The 19,987-nt window shown below is 64.5% G+C and carries 19 protein-coding genes; 7 read left to right on the forward strand and 12 right to left on the reverse strand.

Annotation, left to right across the window (positions count from 1 at the left end; genetic code table 11):
• Positions 1 to 145: 145 nt before the first annotated feature.
• Together Q3C01_RS04125 and cuyB are read left to right on the forward strand one after the other, a co-directional pair.
• Positions 146 to 1,057: a LysR family transcriptional regulator gene (locus Q3C01_RS04125; protein ID WP_458144046.1), complete on the forward strand. Its 912-nt coding sequence runs from the start codon at positions 146 to 148 to the stop codon at positions 1,055 to 1,057.
• 61 nt (positions 1,058 to 1,118) lie between these two features.
• Positions 1,119 to 1,841, forward strand: coding sequence for a cysteate racemase (gene cuyB, locus Q3C01_RS04130; RefSeq protein WP_458144047.1), 723 nt, complete (start codon positions 1,119 to 1,121; stop codon positions 1,839 to 1,841).
• A gap of 25 nt (positions 1,842 to 1,866) precedes the next feature.
• On the opposite strand, the gene Q3C01_RS04135 is transcribed toward cuyB, so the two are convergent.
• The 4 genes from Q3C01_RS04135 to Q3C01_RS04150 form a co-directional block, all read right to left on the reverse strand.
• On the reverse strand, positions 1,867 to 2,073 hold the full coding sequence (locus tag Q3C01_RS04135) for a DUF6494 family protein (protein ID WP_458144048.1): 207 nt from the start codon (positions 2,071 to 2,073) through the stop codon (positions 1,867 to 1,869).
• 25 nt (positions 2,074 to 2,098) lie between these two features.
• Positions 2,099 to 2,368, reverse strand: coding sequence for a hypothetical protein (locus Q3C01_RS04140; RefSeq protein WP_458144049.1), 270 nt, complete (start codon positions 2,366 to 2,368; stop codon positions 2,099 to 2,101).
• 218 nt (positions 2,369 to 2,586) lie between these two features.
• Positions 2,587 to 4,509 carry a propionyl-CoA synthetase gene (locus Q3C01_RS04145; RefSeq protein ID WP_458144050.1) on the reverse strand — a complete coding sequence of 641 codons (1,923 nt, stop codon included), beginning with the start codon at positions 4,507 to 4,509 and terminating at the stop codon, positions 2,587 to 2,589.
• Positions 4,510 to 4,841: 332 nt separating this feature from the next.
• Positions 4,842 to 5,570, reverse strand: a complete 729-nt coding sequence (locus tag Q3C01_RS04150; RefSeq protein ID WP_458144107.1) for a hypothetical protein — start codon at positions 5,568 to 5,570, stop codon at positions 4,842 to 4,844.
• A gap of 247 nt (positions 5,571 to 5,817) precedes the next feature.
• On the opposite strand from Q3C01_RS04150, the gene Q3C01_RS04155 reads away from it, so the two are divergent.
• Complete coding sequence (locus tag Q3C01_RS04155; protein ID WP_458144051.1) at positions 5,818 to 7,362, forward strand: cation:proton antiporter; 1,545 nt, start codon at positions 5,818 to 5,820, stop codon at positions 7,360 to 7,362.
• A gap of 190 nt (positions 7,363 to 7,552) precedes the next feature.
• Here Q3C01_RS04155 and Q3C01_RS04160 read toward each other — a convergent pair whose 3' ends face one another.
• The 5 genes from Q3C01_RS04160 to Q3C01_RS04180 form a co-directional block, all read right to left on the reverse strand.
• Positions 7,553 to 8,359: an SDR family NAD(P)-dependent oxidoreductase gene (locus Q3C01_RS04160; RefSeq protein WP_458144052.1), complete on the reverse strand. Its 807-nt coding sequence runs from the start codon at positions 8,357 to 8,359 to the stop codon at positions 7,553 to 7,555.
• Positions 8,360 to 8,447: 88 nt separating this feature from the next.
• Positions 8,448 to 8,861: a DUF1850 domain-containing protein gene (locus Q3C01_RS04165; RefSeq protein ID WP_458144053.1), complete on the reverse strand. Its 414-nt coding sequence runs from the start codon at positions 8,859 to 8,861 to the stop codon at positions 8,448 to 8,450.
• Positions 8,822 to 10,933: a TRAP transporter permease gene (locus tag Q3C01_RS04170; protein WP_458144054.1), complete on the reverse strand. Its 2,112-nt coding sequence runs from the start codon at positions 10,931 to 10,933 to the stop codon at positions 8,822 to 8,824. Before Q3C01_RS04170 ends, Q3C01_RS04165 begins: the two co-directional genes overlap by 40 nt.
• A 156-nt stretch (positions 10,934 to 11,089) precedes the next feature.
• Entirely contained in the window at positions 11,090 to 12,037 is a 948-nt protein-coding gene (locus Q3C01_RS04175; protein ID WP_458144055.1) for a TAXI family TRAP transporter solute-binding subunit, read from the reverse strand.
• 223 nt (positions 12,038 to 12,260) lie between these two features.
• Entirely contained in the window at positions 12,261 to 12,737 is a 477-nt protein-coding gene (locus Q3C01_RS04180) for a hypothetical protein (RefSeq protein ID WP_458144056.1), read from the reverse strand.
• A 256-nt stretch (positions 12,738 to 12,993) separates the two neighbouring features.
• Here Q3C01_RS04180 and Q3C01_RS04185 point away from each other — a divergent pair, with 256 nt between their 5' ends.
• On the forward strand, positions 12,994 to 13,272 hold the full coding sequence (locus Q3C01_RS04185) for a hypothetical protein (RefSeq protein WP_458144057.1): 279 nt from the start codon (positions 12,994 to 12,996) through the stop codon (positions 13,270 to 13,272).
• Positions 13,273 to 13,436: 164 nt separating this feature from the next.
• Here the strand turns inward: Q3C01_RS04185 and Q3C01_RS04190 are convergent, their stop codons facing one another.
• Together Q3C01_RS04190 and Q3C01_RS04195 are read right to left on the reverse strand one after the other, a co-directional pair.
• Positions 13,437 to 14,627 carry a hypothetical protein gene (locus Q3C01_RS04190; protein WP_458144058.1) on the reverse strand — a complete coding sequence of 397 codons (1,191 nt, stop codon included), beginning with the start codon at positions 14,625 to 14,627 and terminating at the stop codon, positions 13,437 to 13,439.
• A 59-nt stretch (positions 14,628 to 14,686) separates the two neighbouring features.
• Positions 14,687 to 15,313: an NUDIX hydrolase gene (locus tag Q3C01_RS04195; RefSeq protein WP_458144059.1), complete on the reverse strand. Its 627-nt coding sequence runs from the start codon at positions 15,311 to 15,313 to the stop codon at positions 14,687 to 14,689.
• 74 nt (positions 15,314 to 15,387) lie between these two features.
• Here Q3C01_RS04195 and Q3C01_RS04200 point away from each other — a divergent pair, with 74 nt between their 5' ends.
• From Q3C01_RS04200 to Q3C01_RS04210, 3 genes are all read left to right on the forward strand, one after another.
• A complete protein-coding gene (locus tag Q3C01_RS04200; RefSeq protein ID WP_458144060.1) occupies positions 15,388 to 15,813 on the forward strand; it encodes a PaaI family thioesterase in 426 nt (141 codons plus the stop codon).
• A 290-nt stretch (positions 15,814 to 16,103) separates the two neighbouring features.
• On the forward strand, positions 16,104 to 17,114 hold the full coding sequence (locus Q3C01_RS04205) for an aldo/keto reductase (protein ID WP_458144061.1): 1,011 nt from the start codon (positions 16,104 to 16,106) through the stop codon (positions 17,112 to 17,114).
• Positions 17,115 to 17,448: 334 nt separating this feature from the next.
• Entirely contained in the window at positions 17,449 to 18,027 is a 579-nt protein-coding gene (locus Q3C01_RS04210) for a hypothetical protein (protein WP_458144062.1), read from the forward strand.
• A gap of 47 nt (positions 18,028 to 18,074) precedes the next feature.
• On the opposite strand, the gene Q3C01_RS04215 is transcribed toward Q3C01_RS04210, so the two are convergent.
• Positions 18,075 to 19,922: an AMP-dependent synthetase/ligase gene (locus Q3C01_RS04215; RefSeq protein WP_458144063.1), complete on the reverse strand. Its 1,848-nt coding sequence runs from the start codon at positions 19,920 to 19,922 to the stop codon at positions 18,075 to 18,077.
• Positions 19,923 to 19,987 lie beyond the last annotated feature (65 nt).

The raw sequence follows: 19,987 nt of genomic DNA on the forward strand, positions 1-19,987 counted from the left end.
CGATCGGACGCTGGCGACTTTCCTTGCATGACCGGGGCGCGGTCCAATGCTAGTTGGGAACGCGTTATTCCGACTTTGCATAGATTTCGGAGGGACAAGGGGGCATGCTTGCTGCCGACCCGGCTCGGACGGAAAGGCTGACATCATGGAGCTGAAATGGCTGGAAGACTTTCTGAGCCTTGCCCGGACGCGCAGCTTCTCGCGCTCCGCCGAGGAGCGGCACGTCACCCAGTCTGCCTTCAGCCGACGGATCCAGGCTTTGGAGCTATGGCTGGGCGTGTCCTTGATCGATCGCAGCAGCTACCCAACAGCGCTGACCGCGGAAGGCCGTCAATTCCTCGAGACGGCGGAAGAGACGGTGCGCATGCTGCATGCGAGCCGTCTCAACCTTCAGGCCAGCACACGGCCAAGCACGCAAATGGTCTCGGTCGCGGCCCTGCATACCTTGTCCCTCCGGTTCTTTCCGCGCTGGTTTCGCAGGATCGAGCAGCAGGTGGGAGAGATCGGCAGCCGCCTCTTGCCGGACGATTTCCATAGTTGCCTGCAGGCCATCGTCGAAGGGAGCTACGATTTCCTACTCACCTTCCACCACCCCAACGTGCCCGTACCGCTCGAGCCGGAGCTCTATCCCCATATCGTCGTTGGCGAGGACAGCTTTGTTGCCGTTCGCAGCGCGACGCTGGATCGGGGTGCGGACGACGCCGTCCCGCTGCCGCTGCTCAGCTACACCTCGAACTCGTTTCTCGGGCGGGTTGCGACCTTCGCCCAGGCCCAGGCCGGAGCGCCACCAGTCCATGTCGCCCACACCAACGAGAATGCCATGGCCGATGCCCTCAAGTTCATGGCATTGGAGGGGCACGGTCTGGCCTGGCTGCCACGCAGCCTCGTTGCCTCCGAATTGGAGGAGGCCTTGCTCGTCACCGTCGGCCCCGAGATTCCCCTCGAGGTCAGGCTCTATCGCAGCGCGCGACGAACCCGTCCGATCGTCGACAAGGTCTGGAACGGCGCGCGATCGCTTGCGTCGGAAACTATGCAGAATTCGAATATGTCTGTCTGACTCGGCATTGGATTTGGCCGGACCATGCCCGCATCATCGCGCCCTGAACGAGGAGATCGCGATGCTTGGCGTGCTGGGTGGCATGGGTCCGATGGCCACCGTGGATTTCATGGGCAAGGTGATCAAGAACACGCCGGCAACCTGCGACCAGGATCATATCGAGATGGTCGTCTGCTCGGCCACCAGCGTCCCGGACCGAACGGCCGCGATCGTCGGCCAGGCCAGCGATCCCTTCCCGGCCATGCTGGATGCATTGCGCCGCCTTGAGCGATCCGGCGCAAGCTGCATCGCCATCCCCTGCAACACTGCACATTACTGGCACGACGCGCTCCAGCAGGAGACGTCGGTGCCCATCCTGCACATCGTGAATGCCGTAGCCGACACGCTCGCGCGTAAGGGAATTATCGGCACGACGATCGGCGTGCTCGCGACCGACGGCACCGTGCATGCCGAGGTCTACCAGAAGCAACTCGCTGCGCGCGGTTACGTCTGCCTGATACCGCAGCCAAGGGCGCAGGCCGAGATCATGCAGGCGATTCGCCTGGTCAAGGCGGGACGCATCGACGAAGCTGCCGCGATCCTGCGCCGGCAAGCCGAAACTCTGATCGAACGCGGCGCGGCGCTGGTGGCGATGGCCTGCACGGAAATTCCGCTGGCCCTTGCCGAGGTCGAGGATAAACTGCGGGCCCGATTGCTCGATCCAACGGACGCGCTGGCTCAAGCTTGTGTCGAGGCCTGCCTGGGATCGCCAAGAACCGCAGCCTTCGCGGGCGATGACCGCTGAGAAGAGGAAGTGCTCAGGCGACAGATCAGCCCAGCTCGATTGCGTCGTCGACCTCGTGGACGAGCCCGACGCTGTCGATGGTCAGAACCATCTTCGCCTTCAGCTTCTCGTGGCCTTTGATCTTGCCCGCCGCGATCGCATCGCGCACGGCCTTCTCGATCTCGCGCTGCGAGGTGACGCCGACTTGCTTGAGGAATTTGCGCAAGGACGTATTGAACTGGTCCTCGTTCATGACGGCCTCCGTTGACCGGAACGGCTTACGGCCGCTCCGGATGGTTGAGCATGTACTCACCGAGATCGCGCTGGCGGCGATCGGCACGAGCCGTCGCGGCGCTGCGCTGGACATCACGGTCCTTGCGGCAGGCGACGTATTCGGGCGAGCCCTGCGCATAGCCTCGGCTCTGGCAGACGGCGTCGTCATCGTCGTTACCCATCGCCACCGGCGCCTGGTTGCGCGCGGCGCACGCGGACAGGGCCAGCGCAAGCAAAGCAGCAGCGAGAAGGCGCGACGCGGTCGTGATGGGCATAAGGTATCCTCGATTTGCCGGCACTCTGTAGCGCGGAATGAGGAAATTGTAAGTCCCGTAACGTGCTTTCGTCATGCCCTCGCGAAGGCGGGGCATCCAGTATTCCATAGACCCCGAGAGATACGGAGAGGGCGCGGCGTACTGGATTCCCCGCTTTCGCGGGGAATGACAGCGGAGCAGCTACGACGTCCCGCCACGCGCGCAGAGTACCTTCGGCCTCACACCCTCCCCTTCAACGCGTCCTCGATTTCGTCCAGCACCTTGGGATCCTCGATGGTGGCCGGCATGGTCCAGGGCTCGCCGTCGGCGATCTTCTTGATGGTGCCGCGCAGGATTTTTCCGGAGCGGGTCTTGGGCAGTCGGCCGACGGTGATGGCGAGCTTGAAGGCGGCGACCGGGCCGAGCTTGTCGCGCACCAGCGTGATGATCTCCTTCTCGATTTCGGCGGGCGCGCGCTTGACGCCCGCCTTCAGCACCAGGAAGCCGCAAGGCACCTCGCCCTTGATCGCATCCTTGATGCCAAGCACGGCGCATTCGGCAACATCGGGATGCGAGGCGAGAATCTCCTCCATGCCGCCGGTGGAAAGCCTGTGGCCAGCGACGTTGATGATGTCGTCGGTGCGGCCCATGACCCAGACATAGCCGTCATCGTCCTTGTAGCCGGCGTCGGAAGTCTTGTAGTAGCCGGGGAATTCGGTGAGATAGGCTTCCTTGAAGCGCGCGTCCTGATTCCACAGCGTCGGCAGGCAGCCCGGCGGCATCGGCAGCTTGATGACGATCGAGCCCATGGTGTTGGCGGCAACGGGCTTGGCTGCCTCATCGACGACGTCGACCTGATAGCCCGGCATCGGCACCGTCGGTGAGCCATGTTTCACCGGCAACTGACCGAGGCCTACCGGGTTGCCGGCGATGCACCAGCCGGTCTCGGTCTGCCACCAGTGATCGATGACAGGCACCTTCAATTGCTCTTCCGCCCACTCCACCGTCGGTGGATCGGCGCGCTCGCCGGCGAGGAACAGGGTGCGGAATTTCGACAGATCGTATTGCCGGATGAATTTTCCATCCGGATCCTCTTTCCGGATCGCGCGGAAGGCGGTCGGCGCGGTGAACAGCGCCACCGCCTTGTGCTCCGATATCACGCGCCAAAATGCGCCCGCGTCGGGCGTGCCGACCGGCTTGCCTTCATACATGACCGTGGTCGCGCCATGGATCAGCGGGCCATAGACGATGTAGCTGTGGCCGACCACCCAGCCGATGTCGGAGCCGCACCACCAGACCTCACCCGGCCTGACGCCGTAGAGATTGAACATCGACCATTTCACTGCGACCAGATGCCCGCCATTGTCGCGCACCACGCCCTTGGGAATGCCGGTCGTCCCCGACGTGTAGAGGATGTAGAGCGGATCGGTGGCCGCGACCGGTACGCAAGGCGCGCGCTTGCCGTCGTTCAGCGCCTTGCGACGCAGGCTCGCCCAGTCATAGTCGCGGCTTGGTGTGAGTTCGCAGACATGTTGCGGACATTGCAGGATGATGCAGGCTTTTGGCTTCGCCGCCGCGAGCTTGATCGCCTCGTCGAGCAACGGCTTGTACTGCACGATGCGGCCCGGCTCGATGCCAGAGCTTGCGGAGAGGATCAGCTTCGGCTGTGCATCGTCGATGCGGGTCGCGAGCTCCTTGGCGGCAAAGCCACCGAACACCACCGAATGCACCGCGCCGATGCGCGCGCAGGCGAGCATGGCGACCACGGCCTCCGGCACCATCGGCATGTAGAGGAGAACGCGATCGCCCTTCGCGACACCGAAATCCTGCATGATGGCGCCGAGTGCCTGCACCTCCTTCAGGAGTTCGGCATAGGTCAATTTGGTGACGCTGCCCGTGAGCGGGGAATCGTGGATCAGCGCGACTTGTTCGGCGCGGCCGCGTTCGACGTGGCGATCGAGCGCGTTGTAGCAGGTGTTGACGACGGCGCCTGCGAACCAGCGGCCGTAGGTGCCCTGGGTGGGATCAAAAACCTTCTTCGCAGGTTCGATCCAGTCGATTTCCTGCGCAGCCTCCGCCCAGAAGCTTTCGGGGTCGGCCAGCGAGCGTGCATGGATCTCGTGATATCGGCTCTCCCCTTCGAGGCTTCCCTGGACGTTCATATCCGGCTCCCGTTTTCTCTTGTTCGCTGGCTTTGACCTGACGGCGAAAACGCCGTTCCGCCATGATCAGGGTCAATTGCCGGCGATGTTTGGCGAGTATTTTCCCGGGAACGGGCTGCGGTTCAAGCTGAAAAGGATGGGTCTTTCGCCGAACATTCCGCCTGGGGCGGGATGAGTTGAGGCAGACCGCGCCCGCGGGGGTGCTGCACTCCCTCTTGGGGTGAGGGGCTGCCTCCGCAAAACGGTGACAGTCGGACTCGTTGAAGCTCCCCCTCGCCGCCGCGCTTTGGCGCGTCGGCCTCTCCCCGCAGGCGGGGAGAGGCGAAGTTGCGTCAGTACCCATCCACGCCGTTCAGCCGCTGCAAGCGGTCCTTCATCGTCTTCTTCAGATCATACCCCGCCCGGCCGAATTCGGCGTTGCGGCGGGCGATGAAATCGTCCTGCTCGCGCTGGAAGGTCTTGGCTTCCGCGGGGCTATGGGCTTCGCGCATGACGCGCGCGTTGGCGGCAAAGATCTCGCGGTCGAGATCGGCAAGCTCGGGACTGCCGCAGATCGCCTTCTCCACGGCGCGGCGGGCTCGCGCGCAGTTGAAGCTCGGCTTGCCGGCGACCGCCATCTGCGCGCCGAGGCGCTCGAGTTCCTGTGCCATCGCCTTGTGGTTGGCCCTGGCCTTCTCGTGATTCGGATTGATCCGCAATGCCGCGCCAAAATCCTGCACCGCCTTGGGTCGGTCGCCCTTCTTCAGCCAGAGTTCGCCGCGCGCATTGAAGCTGTCGGCGAGCGAGGGATCGAGCAGAAGCGCGCGGCTGTAATCGGCGATGGCGCGATCGATCTGGTCGTGCCGTGCAAGCAGCGCACCGCGCGCGACCAGCGCCTTGACCAGATCGGGCTTGGCGGTCTTCTCGTTGTCGATCACTTCGGCGCAGGCCGAGGTTGCCTTCTCGACATCATCCGCCGCCGTCGCGGCGAGGCACGGCGCGATGTCGATCTGCGTGACTGTGGCCGGCTCACCGCCGGTCGCGGCCCGGCCTTGATGGGCCGGCAGCGCGCACAGGATCATGGCGGTGCAGAGGCTCGGAATCAGAATGGATCGGCGCATCGTCGTTGCAGTCGGAAATTCTCGCGTCGTGGAGACGCTCTCCACTATACAGCCGGATTGATGCTAGAGCATGATCCGGAAAAGTGTGAAGCGGTTTTCCGAAAGATCATGCTCAAACAAAAACCTGAAGCGCGATGACGATTCATCCTAGTCTCATCGCGCCCTAGCCTATCGCATCGTGCCGCCGACGGCTTCTTAAGGATATCTCGTGTCGACCTTCGAATGGATCATCGCACTTCTGCTCGGCGCCGTTGCCTTATCGGCGCTGGCGCGGCGGATCAAGGTCCCCTACCCGACCTTTCTCGCCATCGGCGGCGCGCTGCTCGCCTTCGTGCCCGAGAGCCCATCCTGGGCGCTCCAGCCCGATCTCGCCTTGGCGCTTTTTGTCGCACCGGTACTGCTGGATGCCGCCTATGACACCTCGCTGCGCGATCTCCGCAACAACTGGGTTCCGGTCTCGACGCTCGTGGTCGCCGCGGTCGGCTTGACCACGGCCGGTGTCGCGCTGGTGGCGCATCGGCTGGTCCCCGATATGCCCTGGGCCGCCGCGGTCGCGCTCGGCGCGATCGTCGCGCCGCCGGATGCGGCTGCTGCGGTCGCCATCCTGCGTCAGGTCCGCCTGCCCTATCGCATGGTCAAGGTGCTCGAAGGCGAGAGCCTGCTGAATGATGCGAGTGCGCTGCTGATCTATCGCATCGCGGTCGGCGCAGTGGTGATGGAACATCTGAAATGGAGCGAGATCGCGCCGACGGTCGCGCTCGCGCTCGGCGGCAGCATCGTCGCCGGCTATCTCGCTGCGCGCATCATGCCGCTGTTCATCACACGCATCACGGAAGCGCCGAGCGCGATCATCGTGCAGTTCGCCACGACCTTCATGATCTGGATCGGCGCCGAGCACCTCGGCCTCTCCGGCATCCTGACCATCGTCGTCTACGCCATGACTGTCGCGCGCGCCGCGCCGGCACGCATGCCGGCGCGGCTGCGGGTGCCGTCCTACGCGGTGTGGGAGACGACCGTGTTCGTGCTCAACGTGCTCGCCTTCATCCTGATCGGGTTGCAGGTGCAGCCGATCTGGTCGCGCCTCGCAGAGGACGTGCGCTGGGAGTATTTCGTGGCGGCGGCGTGGATCCTGCTCACGGTGATCCTGGTGCGGCTCGCCTGGGTGATGACCTACCGCACGATCCTGCGCATACTCGTCGCGTACGGCATCTATTGCCCGAAGGACCCGGAAGCCGTAACCTCGCCCAAGGGCGGCATCATCGTGGCCTGGTGCGGCATGCGCGGCCTCGTCACGCTCGCCACCGCCTTTGCGCTGCCGGAGAATTTCCCCTATCGCGATTTCATCCTGTTCATCGCCTTCGCCGTCGTGCTGGGATCACTGGTGATCCAGGGCCTGACGCTGCGGCCGCTGATCCTGGCGTTCGACCTCAAGGACGATGATCCCGTCTCCAGCGAGGTCGCGCGCGGACGCGCGCTCGCCTATCAGGCCGCGCTCGCCGAGATCGACGCCGATCCGTCGGAAGAGGCGGAGATCCTGCGGCTGGAATATCGCGCGGTGCTGATGCGGGCCGAGAACGATCCCAATGGCGGCGTCGCCAGCGGCGAATTGCCCGCCGATCCTCTGCGCCGCCGCGCCATCGGCGCGGCCCGCAAGACCATCTTCGACCTGCGTGCCACCGAGGTGATCGGCGACGACGCGTTTCACACGCTCGAGGAGGAGCTGGATCGGGCGGAGCTAAGCGCGGGAGGATGATGCGCGCGGTGCTGCCACAAGCGCGATGTCGTCCCGGCGAAGGCCGGGACCCATAACCCCAGGGAGGAGTTGTGGTGCGAGTTGGCAACCACGAATCTTCGCCAAACCACTCCCTGGGGTTATGGGTCCCGGATCTGCGCTCCGCTTCGCTGCGCTTGTCCGGGACGACAGCGGAGGGTGTATCTGGCAATCACGCCCCCGACTTGCACGTGATGCCGCCGTCGACGATGAGCTCGATGCCGGTCACGTATTTCGACTCGTCGGATGCCAGGAACAGTGCGGCGTTGGCGACGTCCCAGGCGTCGCCCATGTGGCCCATCGGCACCTGGGCGTCGCGGGCGCGCCACATCGCCTCCACATCGCCCTTGGCGTAGCTTGCCGCGAGCCCCGCAGAATGCTCGACCATCGGCGTCTTCATCAGGCCGGGCAGGATCGCATTGACGCGGATATGCTGGCGCGCGAACTCGACCGCGGTGGTGCGCGTCATCATGTTCATCGCGGCCTTCGAGGTGCCGTAGCTGACGTAGGAGAGGCCCATGTGGCGGATCGAGGCGATCGAGGAGATGTTGATGATCGAGCCGCCGCCTTGCTTTGCCATCACCGGGATCACCTGCTTCATGGCGAGGTAGGCGCTCTTGAGGTTGACGGTGAAGACGCGGTCCCAGCTCTCCTCGGTCACCTCGACCACGCTGCCCATCTCGGCGATGCCGACATTGTTGTCGAGCACGTCGATGCGGCCATAGACCTTCAGGCACGCCGCGACCATGACCTCGATGTCGCTCGCGCGCGACACGTCGGCGGTGAAGGCGGCCGCCTTGCCACCCTCGCTCGTGATGATCTTCGCGGTCTCCTCGGCGGCCGCGCCGCTGCGATCGACGCAAAATACCGACGCGCCCTCGCGCGCAAAGGTCACCGCGGTCGCCTTGCCGTTGCCCCAGCCCGGTCCGATCGAGCCGGCGCCGACCACCATCGCAACCTTGCCCTTGAGCCGATCCATCGCGTTTCTCCCTGGTGTTCTTTGTAGCCCGGATGAGCGAAGCGATATCCGGGGCCGCCGTTCCCGGATATCGCTGCGCTCATCCGGGCTACGGATCGTCGCAGACTTTCATCTTGGTGACGTTAGCACCGATCGGATGGCCGACAATCTCCGAAAGAGTCCTGCACTTCCCGTCATGACACAACCGCCATTCCCCGGCCGCGCCGGAATTACCGAGCACGACCTCATGTATCGGTGCCCGCTTCGGCTGCCATTGAAACCAGCCGCCGGTGAGCCGCGCGTCGGGCGGCGGCTCCATGCCGGCGCCGGAGCCTTTGACGCGCGCCTGCACGAGCTCGAGGCCCCCAGGTGTCACGCGCCAGTCTTCCTGCCAGTCGACCTTCTCGATCGAATGCGTCCAGACGAGCGTAAAGGCTGTGAGCGCCAGCGCCTTCACGCTTCCCGCAGATAGCAGGCAGAGGCTCACACCGCCTCGATCGCAGCCGGCGGGCGCTGCCGCCATTGCCAGAGCACGATCACCGCCGTCAGCACGAAGCCTGCGGCATCGCTGAAGGCAAAATCCCCGAGCAGGCAGAGTGCCGCGCCGAGCGCAAGCGCACGCTCGAGCAGCGACAGCCGCGTGAACAGAAAACCGATCGCGACCATGCCGAACAGGCCGATCGCCACCAGCGCCTTGAAGGTCGCGAGCACAACTGCGCCGTAGAAGCCGAGCTCGGCGGCCATGGGATCGCCGGCCTGGAGCATCAACGCCGGTGAATAGACGAAGATGAAGGGGATGACGTAGCCGGCAAGCGCGATGCGCATCGCTTCCCAGCCGATCTTGTCCGGATTCTCCTTCGCGATCGGGGCCGCGGCGAGCGCGGCGAGCGCGACCGGCGGCGAGAGGTCGGCCATGATGCCGTAGTAGAACGCGAACATGTGGCTCGCGATCAGGGGCACCCCCAACTTTGCCAGCGCGGGCGCGGCGAGCGCAGCGGTGATGATGTAGGTCGGGATCGTCGGAATGCCGGTGCCGAGCAGGATCGACAGCAGCATGGTCATGATCAGCGCCAGGAACAGGCTCTTCTCACCAAGCCCGATCACCCAGCCACCAAAAATTGTGCCGACGCCGGTCTGCGACATCATGCCGATGATGACGCCAACGATGGCGCAAGCCATGCCGACGGTGATGGCGGATTTCGCGCTTTCGGCCAGCGCATCGCGACAGGCGCGCAAGGAGGCGAGGCCGCCGCGGACGAAGGCCGTGATCACGATCAGCCCGGCGACGACACCTGAAACCGGCACAATCTGGAGGCCGTCACGCGACAGCGCGGCGACGACGAGCGCGAGCCCGATCCAGAAGATGTAGCGGATCACCATTGCCGATGCCCCCGCCGTGATGCTGGCCCCCAGGATCAGCGTCACCGTCAGTGCGAGGCCCATGCTGCCGGCATAGAGCGGCGTAAAGCCTTCGAACAGCATGTAGACGAGCGCTGCGAGCGGCAGCACGAGATACCAGCGTGTCACCAGCGCCTTCCAGGCGCTCGGGATCTCCGCGCGCTTCATGCCGGTGAGCCCGTGCTTGCCGGCTTCCAGATGCACCATCCAGAACGCGGAGGCGAAGTAGAGCATCGCCGGGATCGCTGCCGCTTTGACGATTTCCGAGTACTGGACCCCTAACGTCTCGGCCATGATGAAGGCGACCGCGCCCATCACCGGTGGCATGATCTGCCCGCCCATCGAGGCAGTCGCTTCGACGCCGGCAGCAAAGGCGCGGCGATAGCCGAACCTGATCATCAGGGGAATCGTGAACTGGCCGACGGTCACGACATTGGCGACGCCCGAGCCGGAGATCGTGCCCATCATGCCCGAGGCGAACACCGCGACCTTGGCGGGGCCGCCGCGGGTGCGGCCGAACAGGCCGAGCGAGACGTCGGTGAAGAGCTGGATCATGCCGGCGCGTTCAAGGAACGAGCCGAACAGGATGAACAGGAAGATGTAGGTCGCCGAGACGTAGATCGGCACGCCGTAGAAACCTTCGGTGCCGAAGGACAGATGCGTGACGATCTGGTCGAAGTCATAACCGCGATGGTTGAGCGGCGACGGCAGATACTGGCCGAAGAACCAATAGACGAGACACGCGCCGCACATCAGCGGCAGCGCCGCACCCATCAGGCGCCGCGTGCCCTCGAAGATGAGGATCGCGAGCAGCGTGCCGACAGCGAGATCGACCCGCGTCGGATCGCCGTCGCGCGCGATCAGATCGGCATAGAAGATCCATTGATAGAGGCCACAGAGAAAGCCGGCGCCGCCGATCAGCCAGCCGAGCGCGCGGCCGACATCGTTTCTGGCGGTGAAGTTGCCGATCAGGCCGAAGGTGAGCAGCAGGAGGAAGCCGACATGGACACCGCGCACCACCTGGCTCGGCAGATAGTTGAAGGCGGCGACGTAGAGCTGGAAGGCCGCAAACGCGATGCCGATCCAGTAGGCGAGTTGGCCCCACCAGCCCGGCCCGAACCCTTCCGGAAAGCCATGCTCGAAATTGTCGAATTCGACCTTGATGGGCGCATCCGCGCCCTCCACCTTCTCTAGCATTCAAATCGCCCCCGCCCGGACCAACGTTTACAACATCGTCGTCGCTCTCACCACACCGTCATGGCCGGGCTTGTCCCGGCCATCCACGTCTTACGGTGCCTCGATGAACGTGGATGCCCGGGACAAGCCCGGGCATGACGATACGGATAAAGCCGCTTACTTGATCAGCCCTTTTTCCCTGTAATAGCGGATCGCGCCGGGGTGCAGCGGGACCGGGCTGCCGGTGGCGGCCGTCTCGATCTTGATCTCCTTGCCTGCGACATGCGCGTTGGCGAGCTCGGGCAGCGACTCGTAGATCAACTTGGTCATCTGATAGGCGAGATCGTCAGAGACCGCAGAGCTCGTCACGAGATAATTCACCACCGCCGCCGTGGGCACGTCCTTGTCCTGCCCGGCATAGGTGTTCGCGGGAATCACGGCCGAGATGAAGGGCGGTCCAATCTTGTCGACGGTTTCCTTCGGCACCGCAACCACGGTGATCGGGCTCGAGGTCGAGAGGTCCTTCAGCGAGGCAACGCCGAGGCCGGCCGATTGCAGCGTCGCGTTGAGCTGGCGGTTCTTCATGAGGTCGACGGATTCGGCAAACGGCAGATATTCCACCTTGCCGAGATCCTTGTAGCTCATGCCGGCGGCAGCCAGGATGGCGCGCGAGTTGAGCTCGGTGCCGGATTTCGGCGCGCCGACCGAGAGGCTCTTGCCCTTGAGGTCGGCGAGGGTCTTGATGCCGCTCTCGGCGGTCGCGACGATCTGGATGTAGTTCGGATAGATCGCGCCGATGGTGCGGAGCTTGTCGAGCTTGGTCTTGAAGCCCGCCTCCTCCTCGCCGTCCCAGGCAGCCTTGAGGGAATCGCCGAGTGTGAACGCGAGTTCGCCGCGGCCCTGCTGCAAGAGGATGAGATTTTCGACCGACGCCTTGGTGGCCTGCACCTGCGTCTTCACGTTCGGAATCTTGTCGCCGTAGATCTTTCCGATCGCGACCCCGAGCGGATAGTAGACGCCGGAGGTGCCGCCGGTCAGCACGTTGATGAACGATTGTGCCTGCGCACACGACACCGACGCCGCCAGAGCAAGAGCCGAGGCAGCGCCGATCAACTTCAATTTCATGATTTTCTTCTCCCCAAACCGGCGGCGAAATTGGCCGGGCGAGGGGAGCGGGTCAACCCATCCAAAAGGCAAAACAGGGCTGCGCGAAACAGCCGTTTCGACGAGAATTTAAGGAAACTTTGGAAGGTGCGGCGACATGGCGCAGGCAGCGTTTGAACGCGGCTCGCTCGAACGCATCGAGCGAGCGTGCCTCATCCTCACTGGCAAGCCTTACTGGCAAGCCTCACTGGAACGTCATGTCCAGGCACTTGGAGATGTCGGAGCCGAGGCCGGAGGAGATGGTGATGCAGCCGCGGACCTTCTGCGTGGTCATGTCGGCGGCCCAGACCGAATAGCCGCCGGGGCCGAAGAACGAGTTGGTATTCGGGGGCTCGGTCTCGGTCGCATCGAAATCGTAATGGCCGTCCGTCTCGAAGATGCGCGGCCTCTTGGTGCAGCCGCCGTCGGTCTGCACGTTGATGACTTCCTTGTTGTCGCGGGTCAGCGCCAGCGAGACCTGGCAACGGAAATATTCCGATGTCTTGGTGTTGAAGAGATAGGTGTAGGACCTGCAGGTTGCGGTGTTCAGCTTGCCCGGGGCAAGGCCGCGGCTGCAGGAAATCCGCTGGTTGTGACTGAGCTGGTAGTCATCGGCATGGGCGACGGGCGCGAGTGTCACCAGAAATGCGGCGGACAAGCAAATTTTTATGACATGGTTCATTCGAATCATCCCTACCCAATCTCTTTGTCGAATTGCGTTCTAGACGGAAAGCGGACCATAGTCGCGAGGGGACCAAGGGAAAATCACAAACTGCTGGCCAGGATGTGATTGGGCACGACAACCCGTTGAACGGGACGTGGTGCGTTGCGATCGACGCGCGTATTTGACCGGCGAAGACCGTTCGTGATTTGTTCGGAACGACAATCAGGTGCTTATGGGGAGGATGAGGATGACTGGATTTCCAACGAGGGCCTTAATGGCCGCGGCGATGTTCGGGGCACTCGCCGCACCGGCTGTCGCGCAGACCGCCGCGACGCCGTGGGAGCTGAAGCCCGACATGGGCTATGCCTATGACAAGGAAGGCAAGACCTTCTCCTACAAGATGGGCACCAGCAATGCCGGCGAGCTCCTGAAGGGCGCCAAGAAGGTGCCGCGGGGCACGCTGTTCTTCATCGGCCAGAACGGCCAGCTCTACATGCGTACCGGCCCGTACCTCGAGGGCGACGGTCGATTCAAGTTCGGCCCGGATCAGTAAACCCACATTCGGTGTCGTCCCGGGGCGCGCGAAGCGCGAGCCCGGGACCCATAACCCCAGGGAGTAGTTGCGGCGCGAGGCTGGCAACCAGGAGTCTTCGCCAAACCACATCCTGTGGTCATGGATCCCGGATCTGCGCTCCGCTTGTCCGGGACGACGGTGTGCTAAAACACCCCCGCGAGCTCCCTCGCCCCAGCATTGTTACTGTTCGAGTCCATCCGCGCGTCCGTGACTGCCAGCAGCTTCGCCACCGTGTTGTGGCGGATCGCGACCGGGTTGCGCTCGTAGCCGCCGCGCTGGAAGAAGTTCGAGGTTGGCACTTGCTCGCGCATCGCCTGCGGCATCGTCACCATGTCCAGCCCGGTGCCGTCGCCGGTGAGATTCATCATCTCGAGCTCGGCGGCGGTGAGCGGGCGGTTATAACCTTTGGCGCGCGCGAACAGCACGGAAGTGAGCAGCTTGTGGGTCTGAAGCATTGGCCCGACGTCGATATCGAGCACCATCGCGTGCATGGCCCAGCCCTGCGCGGTGTCGCCGATCTTCTCATGCTCCGACCAGGTGTCTGGCACCGACTTCGCCTGCGCCACCATCTTCTTCAACACCGCGAGCTTGTGTTCGAGCATCTTGCGCGTGGGACCCGAGGCCTGCGCGGTCTTCTCGGAGAGCGCGCGGATCAACTCATGGCCCTGCTCGGCAAGCAGCTCGACGCTGTTGGTGGTGAGCAACTGGTTATAGCCGATCGCGGTCGAGATCGCGCGCTTGCCGCCATGTTCAATGCCCGCTTGCACATCGTGATTGCCGGTGCCGCCGGTCTCGAACGAATAGACCCGCACCGCCTGCTCGCGCGTCAATCCGAACGCGACCGCATAGCGCGCGTAGGCGCGCTTGAACTCGACCTCGCTCGCCGGCCGCTGCGGCGTGAACTGGTAGAGATCCTGCGCTGCGCGCAGGAGATCGGCGACGACCGGGATCGGCTTGCGCAGGCGCGGCTCCGGCTCCTCGGTGGGTTCCGGATTCACCGGCCGCTTCGGCCCGGTATAGAGCGGCGGCTGCTCCAGCACGTAGTCGTCGAGCGTGATCTGCTGACCGCTGCGGCGCTTGGCATTGCGGGTGCGGCGTTTCTCGGAGATTGCGCCCCAATAGGCACCAGCCTCCGCGTCGAAAGCCGCGCGCGCCTCCTGATACTCCTGAAGGCGGCGCCGATATTCGAGAATGGCCAGGGGCGAGGCCTGCGCTATCGCGTTGCTGACGGCCGGCGGCAGTGCGGAGGAATCGCGCGCGGGCGCAGGCGACACGAGCAGGGCGAGCGCGAGCGGTGCAAGCGTCAGGGCGCGCCGAATCGGTTGGTGATGCATGGTGCCCTTGTAGCAAGCACCGCGTGACTGTCAGGTTAAATTGCCGTTTACTTCTAAGGTCATTTCCAGGCGAACACCGGCTGTTCCAGCTCGGCAACGCGGGTTGTGCGCCCCGCCAGCACCTCGCGGAACTGATAGATCAGGGCCGCGGTCGGGGCGTGGATCAGGCTGCCTTCGTGGTGGAAGCGGATCACGCCCCGCGTGCTTTCGGGGATGGCGACGAAGTCGAAGGCGTCCACGCGCTCGATCGTGTCAAGCGCGATAGGATGCACCGAGGCGACCTCGTCCGGGTTCGGGATGATCGGAGCGTTGTCGGCGGCCCAGACCACGACCGGCGTGATCAGATAGCCGGAGCGGGTCGGGTAGTCGTCCAAGAGGCCGAGCACCGCATCCGCGTTGAGCCTCAATCCGAGCTCCTCGTCGAGCTCGCGCAGCGCCGCCGCGACCGGCGTTTCACCGGCATCGCAGCGCCCGCCGGGCAAGGCCCATTGCCCGCGATGGGCGCGCAGGTGAGATGCACGCAAGGTCAGCAGCAGCGCCGTGTCGCTCCCTTCGCCCACCGCCGTCAGCGCAATCGCAACCGCCGCGCGCTTCAGCGCCAGCGGCTCGCCAGCGTCGGGCAGGCGCGCAAAGGTCGCGCACGCACTGGCAATATTCCGCCGTGTGGCATCGTCGAATGGTCTCATGATGCTTGACTACACCAGGAGCGCGCTTGATGAAATGAGGCGCAGATGCTCTGCTTTCACAGACGGACCCGGACATGATCGACAAGGCCGCCGCTGGACTCAAGCACGATGGCTGGACCGTTGTCGAAACCACCGGCTTCATGCACCTCATCGGTCCCTTGTGGGAGCGCCAGATCGACGGCCAGTATGAATTCGCGCTGATCACGCAGGACAAGCATCACAACCGCCGCGGCATGGTGCAGGGCGGCGTGACGATGACCTTCGCCGACCGCACCTGCGGCATGACCGCGCGTTACGTGACCGGCAAGCAGTACATGGCGACGGTGCAGCTCGACACCCATTTCGTCGAGGCCGGAACGATCGGCGACATCCTGATCTCGCGCCCGCGCGTGGTGCGCTCGACCCGCAGCCTGATCTTCATGAACACCGAAGTCACCGTCGACGACCGCTGCATCGTGATGGCGAACGGCGTGTTCAAGATCCTGAAGGGGCCGGAGTAGGCCGCAAAACACTCCGCTGTCATTCCCCGCGAAAGCGGGGAATCCAGTACGCCGCGGCTTCTCCGTATCACGTCGCTGTCTCTGGAATACTGGATCGCCCGCTCCAGTGCGCAGTTGCGCACAAGGCGGGCGATGACGCCTGAGAGAATGGCAAAGGCGTGCCGAAAGTTCAGCATTGCGAGCGCAGCGAAGCATCTCCCGCGGCGGCATTGCTGGATTGCTTCGCTGCGCTCGCAATGACGGAGCGAGATCGTTATGCTGGTGCCTACGAACACGTTGAGGAATAGCCCATGCAACACCGCCAGCTTGGCCGCAGTGGCCTGAAGGTCTCGCCGATCTGCCTCGGCACCATGATGTTCGGCGGTCCCACCGGTGAAGCCGATTCCGCAAAAATCATCGCGAAGGCGCGCGAGGCCGGCGTCAACTTCATCGACACGGCGGACGCATATTCAAAGGGCGGCTCGGAAGAGGTGGTGGGCCGCGCGATCGCCAACAACCGTCACGCCTGGGTGCTCGCCACGAAGCTCGCCAACCCCATGGGCGATGATCCCAACCGCAGCGGGCTGTCGCGGCGCTGGGTGTTGCAGGCGGCAGACGAGAGCTTAAAGCGCCTCGGCACCGATTTCATCGACATCTACTATCTGCACAAGGAAGATCATGCGACGCCGCTCGAAGAAACGGTACCCGCCATCGGCGACCTGATCCGCGCCGGCAAGGTGCGCTATTTCGGCGTCTCGAATTATCGCGCCTGGCGCCTCGCCGAGATCTGCAACATCTGCGACCGGCTCGGCATCGACCGGCCCGTGGTGAGCCAACCCTATTACAACGCCATGAACCGCATGCCGGAGGTCGAGCACTTCCCGGCCTGTGGCTATTACGGCCTCGGCATCGTGCCCTACAGCCCGCTGGCGCGCGGCGTGCTGACAGGCAAATACCGCCCCGATGCACCGCCCGACAAGGAGACGCGCGCGGGGCGCAACGACACCCGCATGATGCAGACCGAGTGGCGCCCCGAGTCGCTCAAGCTCGCGCAGGAGATCAAGCAACATGCGGAGAAGAAGGGCATCACCGCCGGCCAGTTCGCCGTTGCCTGGGTGCTCAACTCCGCCTTCGTCACCTCTGTCATCGCCGGTCCGCGCACCGAGGAGCAATGGGACGACTACATCCGTGCGCTCGATTATCGCTTCACCGCAGAGGACGAAGCGCTGATCGACACCCTGGTCACCTCGGGCCATCCTTCGACTCCGGGCTATAACGACCCGGCCTATCCGATCGAGGGCCGCCGCGCGCGGACGGCTTAAAGGAAGTGACCATGGCGCATCAGGACCGCTGCGGGCTTGCGGCGACGCGGCTTGGGATGACCTCGGCCATGCGAAGCCTCCCCGTAGATTTCCGGAAAGACTGCCGGAGGGCGGGGGCGGCGACAAGCTTTGCCACGAAAAAAACATGGCCCTGACGGCAAGTGCGCGCCGGGACGGGGTTGAGGCGGTTTTCGCGAATCGCCGGCGGATGGGCGCGGTGGTATTGCAGACGGGCATGTGCTTCGCTCAACAAACGGGATCGCAACCAATTGGTGGTTCGATGGTTGATGCACGGAACTTTTCCGTTTCCGCCACGCGCGATGCGAGCCTCATCATGCGCCGCTTCCGACCGGTTCTGGCCGCGAGCCTGATCGCTCTCGCAACTCCTTGTTTTGCCGGGTCTTCCGCCCCCATCCGGGTCAACGACCAGGCTGAGCCGAAAAACTCCTTCATCGACCTGCTGGCACTGATGTCGGGACAGTGCAAAACCCTGCGGATCGCGGGCCGCGAGTTCGCCTGCAAGACGGTGGCTTACGCCCATGGTGACAAAGGGCGGGTCAATTTCGCGGTCGCGGTCGACGATCCCGCTGACGACAGCCACATCGTCTCGTTCTCCGGCGAGAACGGCAAGCGCGCCGACGACAATTCCTATGAGCTGCCGATCGACCGCATGCTGCTCAATTCCAAGGACCGGCCCAGGGTCGACGGCCTGCCGGTGCCGGCCGAGCAGATCTCCACCGGCGTCTGCCGCCAGACCGGCAATTTCGCGGCAAAGCAGGTCTCGAACATCACCTGCACCGCGACCGACAATGAGGGCCGCAGGTACGAGCTGCTGTTCGTCTCCGACGGCACGCCGGTGAGCGTGCGCCGCGTCCGGCAGTCCTCGCCGTCGATCCAGGATCCATTCAAGTAGGCGCGCCGGACGCTTGGTCCACCTCTTCGGCTTGCGCGAGATCAGATCTATTTCGGCCGCGGTGCCGCCGCCGGCTTCTTTGCATAGATCTGCTCGATCTCTGCAGCGAAGTGACGCTCCAGCGCCGGGCGCTTGTTCTTCAGCGTCGGCGTCAGCAGTCCCGCCGCGATCGTCCACGGCTCCAGCGACCAGGACACCGCACGCGGCGTCGCATAGGCCGGATAGTCCTTCACGGCCGCGGCGATCCGTGCGAGCAGAGCGGCACGCTCCCCGCTTTCGCCCTGCTTACCAAGCCCAGCGAGCCTCCGTCGCTCCTGCTCCCACGCCGTGGCATTGAGCACCACGACAGCCGTGAGGAAAGGCCGCTGCTCGCCGATCACGACGGCCTGCTCGAACAGAGGATCGGCGAGGATCGCGGTTTCGAGATCGACCGGCGCGATCTTCTCGCCGGTGGAGGTGACGAGGATGTCCTTGATGCGGCCGGTGATGGTGATGCGCCCGTGTTCGATGCGCGCCTGGTCGCCGGTGTGCAGCCAGCCGTCGGCCTCCTTGACGCGGCGCGTCTCCTCCTCGCGGCGCCAATAGCCGAGCATCACGCTGGGGCCGCGGACGAGCAGCTCGTCCTTCTCGCCGAGCTTGACCTCGATGCCGTCGAGGACGTGGCCGACCGACCGCGGGTCGTTGTCCTCGGCGGTGTTGACGGCGACGACCGGCGAGGTCTCGGTCATGCCGTAGCCCTGCAGGACGTCGAGCCCGAGTGAGAGGAAGAGACGGATGACGGGCCCTGCGATCGGCGCGCCGCCCGAGACGGCGACGCGAAGGCGACCGCCGAATTGCAACAGCACCTTGTCGGCGACGAGGCGCTTCAGGATCGGCCAGGCCATTCGGTCAAGCAGCGAGGGCGTGCGCTTGCCCTGCCGCGCGTCAAAGCGACGCCCGCCAACCGTGAGCGTGAGATCGAATAGTGTGCGCTCGGCGTGGCTCATTGATGCGCTCCGCTGCATGATCAGCGCGAAGAACCGCTCATAGATTCGCGGCACCGAGTTCAGCACCGTCGGCCGCACATGCTTCAAATCCTCTGAAAGCTGCGCCGCCGAACGCGCATAGGCAACGCAGGCACCCGCCGCGATCGGGTAGTAGTAGCCGCCGGTGCGCTCGAAGGTATGCGAGAGCGGCAGGAACGACAGGAACAGATCGTCGGGCAAGGCGGCGATGCGCCCGGCGATCGCCTTCACATTCGAAACGACGTTGCCGTGCGACAGCATCACCCCCTTCGGCCGTCCGGTGGTACCTGAGGTGTAGACGATGGCGGCGAGATCGTCCGCCCGGACCGCAATATCGACCATCGCGGGGCCACCGGCCTGCGAAGAGAGCCAGCGGTCGAGCGCGACGACGCGGGCGTCAGTGCACGCTGGATCCGATATTCCGGACAGATTCGCGCAGACGACGCGCCCGAGACCCGGGATTGGCTGCCCGGTCGCAAGGATCGCCTGCCAGCGCTCCAGCGTATCCACGAACAGCAGGCGCGCGCCGGAATCGCCGAGGATGTAGGCAATGCTGTCGGGGTTGTCGACGGCGTGCATCGGCACCGGCACGAGACCGCGCGACAGCGCCGCCTGGTCCATCGCGATATGCGCGATGCCGTTGGGCATCAGGATCGCAATCCGCTCGCCGGCTGCAAAACCCTCGACGGCGAGCGCCCGGCGCCAGCGCTCGATCTCGGCATCGATCTGTTGCCAGGAATAGCTCGCCCAGCGTCCGGCCGTCACATCGTACTGCCGAAAGGCCTCCCGGCCCGGCGTCAGCGCGACGCGCCAGCGCAACAGTTGCGGCAACGTCATCACCTCGGCCAGCGTGGGCGGGCGATCTAGAGTGTCAGCGGTGAGATCGGCCATGGAATCATCCCGCGGTGCCATCGCCAATGTAGAGATCGACAGTGATCCCGGCCAGTGGGCGCGAC

It is taken from the genome of Bradyrhizobium sp. UFLA05-109, from assembly GCF_054185165.1.

What these genes read in the sequence shown, in the direction of transcription:
- Q3C01_RS04160 (WP_458144052.1), bottom strand. Translation starts at nt 8,359, where the DNA reads ATGGATCGGCTCAAGGGCAAGGTTGCGATGGTGGTCGGCGCCGGCTCG.
- Q3C01_RS04140 (WP_458144049.1), bottom strand. Translation starts at nt 2,368, where the DNA reads ATGCCCATCACGACCGCGTCGCGCCTTCTCGCTGCTGCTTTGCTTGCG.
- Q3C01_RS04200 (WP_458144060.1), top strand. Translation starts at nt 15,388, where the DNA reads ATGATCGACAAGGCCGCCGCTGGACTCAAGCACGATGGCTGGACCGTT.
- Q3C01_RS04165 (WP_458144053.1), bottom strand. Translation starts at nt 8,861, where the DNA reads ATGGCGGCAGCGCCCGCCGGCTGCGATCGAGGCGGTGTGAGCCTCTGC.
- Q3C01_RS04145 (WP_458144050.1), bottom strand. Translation starts at nt 4,509, where the DNA reads ATGAACGTCCAGGGAAGCCTCGAAGGGGAGAGCCGATATCACGAGATC.
- Q3C01_RS04180 (WP_458144056.1), bottom strand. Translation starts at nt 12,737, where the DNA reads ATGAACCATGTCATAAAAATTTGCTTGTCCGCCGCATTTCTGGTGACA.
- Q3C01_RS04195 (WP_458144059.1), bottom strand. Translation starts at nt 15,313, where the DNA reads ATGAGACCATTCGACGATGCCACACGGCGGAATATTGCCAGTGCGTGC.
- Q3C01_RS04135 (WP_458144048.1), bottom strand. Translation starts at nt 2,073, where the DNA reads ATGAACGAGGACCAGTTCAATACGTCCTTGCGCAAATTCCTCAAGCAA.
- Q3C01_RS04205 (WP_458144061.1), top strand. Translation starts at nt 16,104, where the DNA reads ATGCAACACCGCCAGCTTGGCCGCAGTGGCCTGAAGGTCTCGCCGATC.
- Q3C01_RS04125 (WP_458144046.1), top strand. Translation starts at nt 146, where the DNA reads ATGGAGCTGAAATGGCTGGAAGACTTTCTGAGCCTTGCCCGGACGCGC.
- Q3C01_RS04175 (WP_458144055.1), bottom strand. Translation starts at nt 12,037, where the DNA reads ATGAAATTGAAGTTGATCGGCGCTGCCTCGGCTCTTGCTCTGGCGGCG.
- Q3C01_RS04185 (WP_458144057.1), top strand. Translation starts at nt 12,994, where the DNA reads ATGGCCGCGGCGATGTTCGGGGCACTCGCCGCACCGGCTGTCGCGCAG.
- Q3C01_RS04210 (WP_458144062.1), top strand. Translation starts at nt 17,449, where the DNA reads ATGCGCCGCTTCCGACCGGTTCTGGCCGCGAGCCTGATCGCTCTCGCA.
- cuyB (WP_458144047.1), top strand. Translation starts at nt 1,119, where the DNA reads ATGCTTGGCGTGCTGGGTGGCATGGGTCCGATGGCCACCGTGGATTTC.
- Q3C01_RS04170 (WP_458144054.1), bottom strand. Translation starts at nt 10,933, where the DNA reads ATGCTAGAGAAGGTGGAGGGCGCGGATGCGCCCATCAAGGTCGAATTC.
- Q3C01_RS04150 (WP_458144107.1), bottom strand. Translation starts at nt 5,570, where the DNA reads ATGATCCTGTGCGCGCTGCCGGCCCATCAAGGCCGGGCCGCGACCGGC.
- Q3C01_RS04215 (WP_458144063.1), bottom strand. Translation starts at nt 19,922, where the DNA reads ATGGCCGATCTCACCGCTGACACTCTAGATCGCCCGCCCACGCTGGCC.
- Q3C01_RS04190 (WP_458144058.1), bottom strand. Translation starts at nt 14,627, where the DNA reads ATGCATCACCAACCGATTCGGCGCGCCCTGACGCTTGCACCGCTCGCG.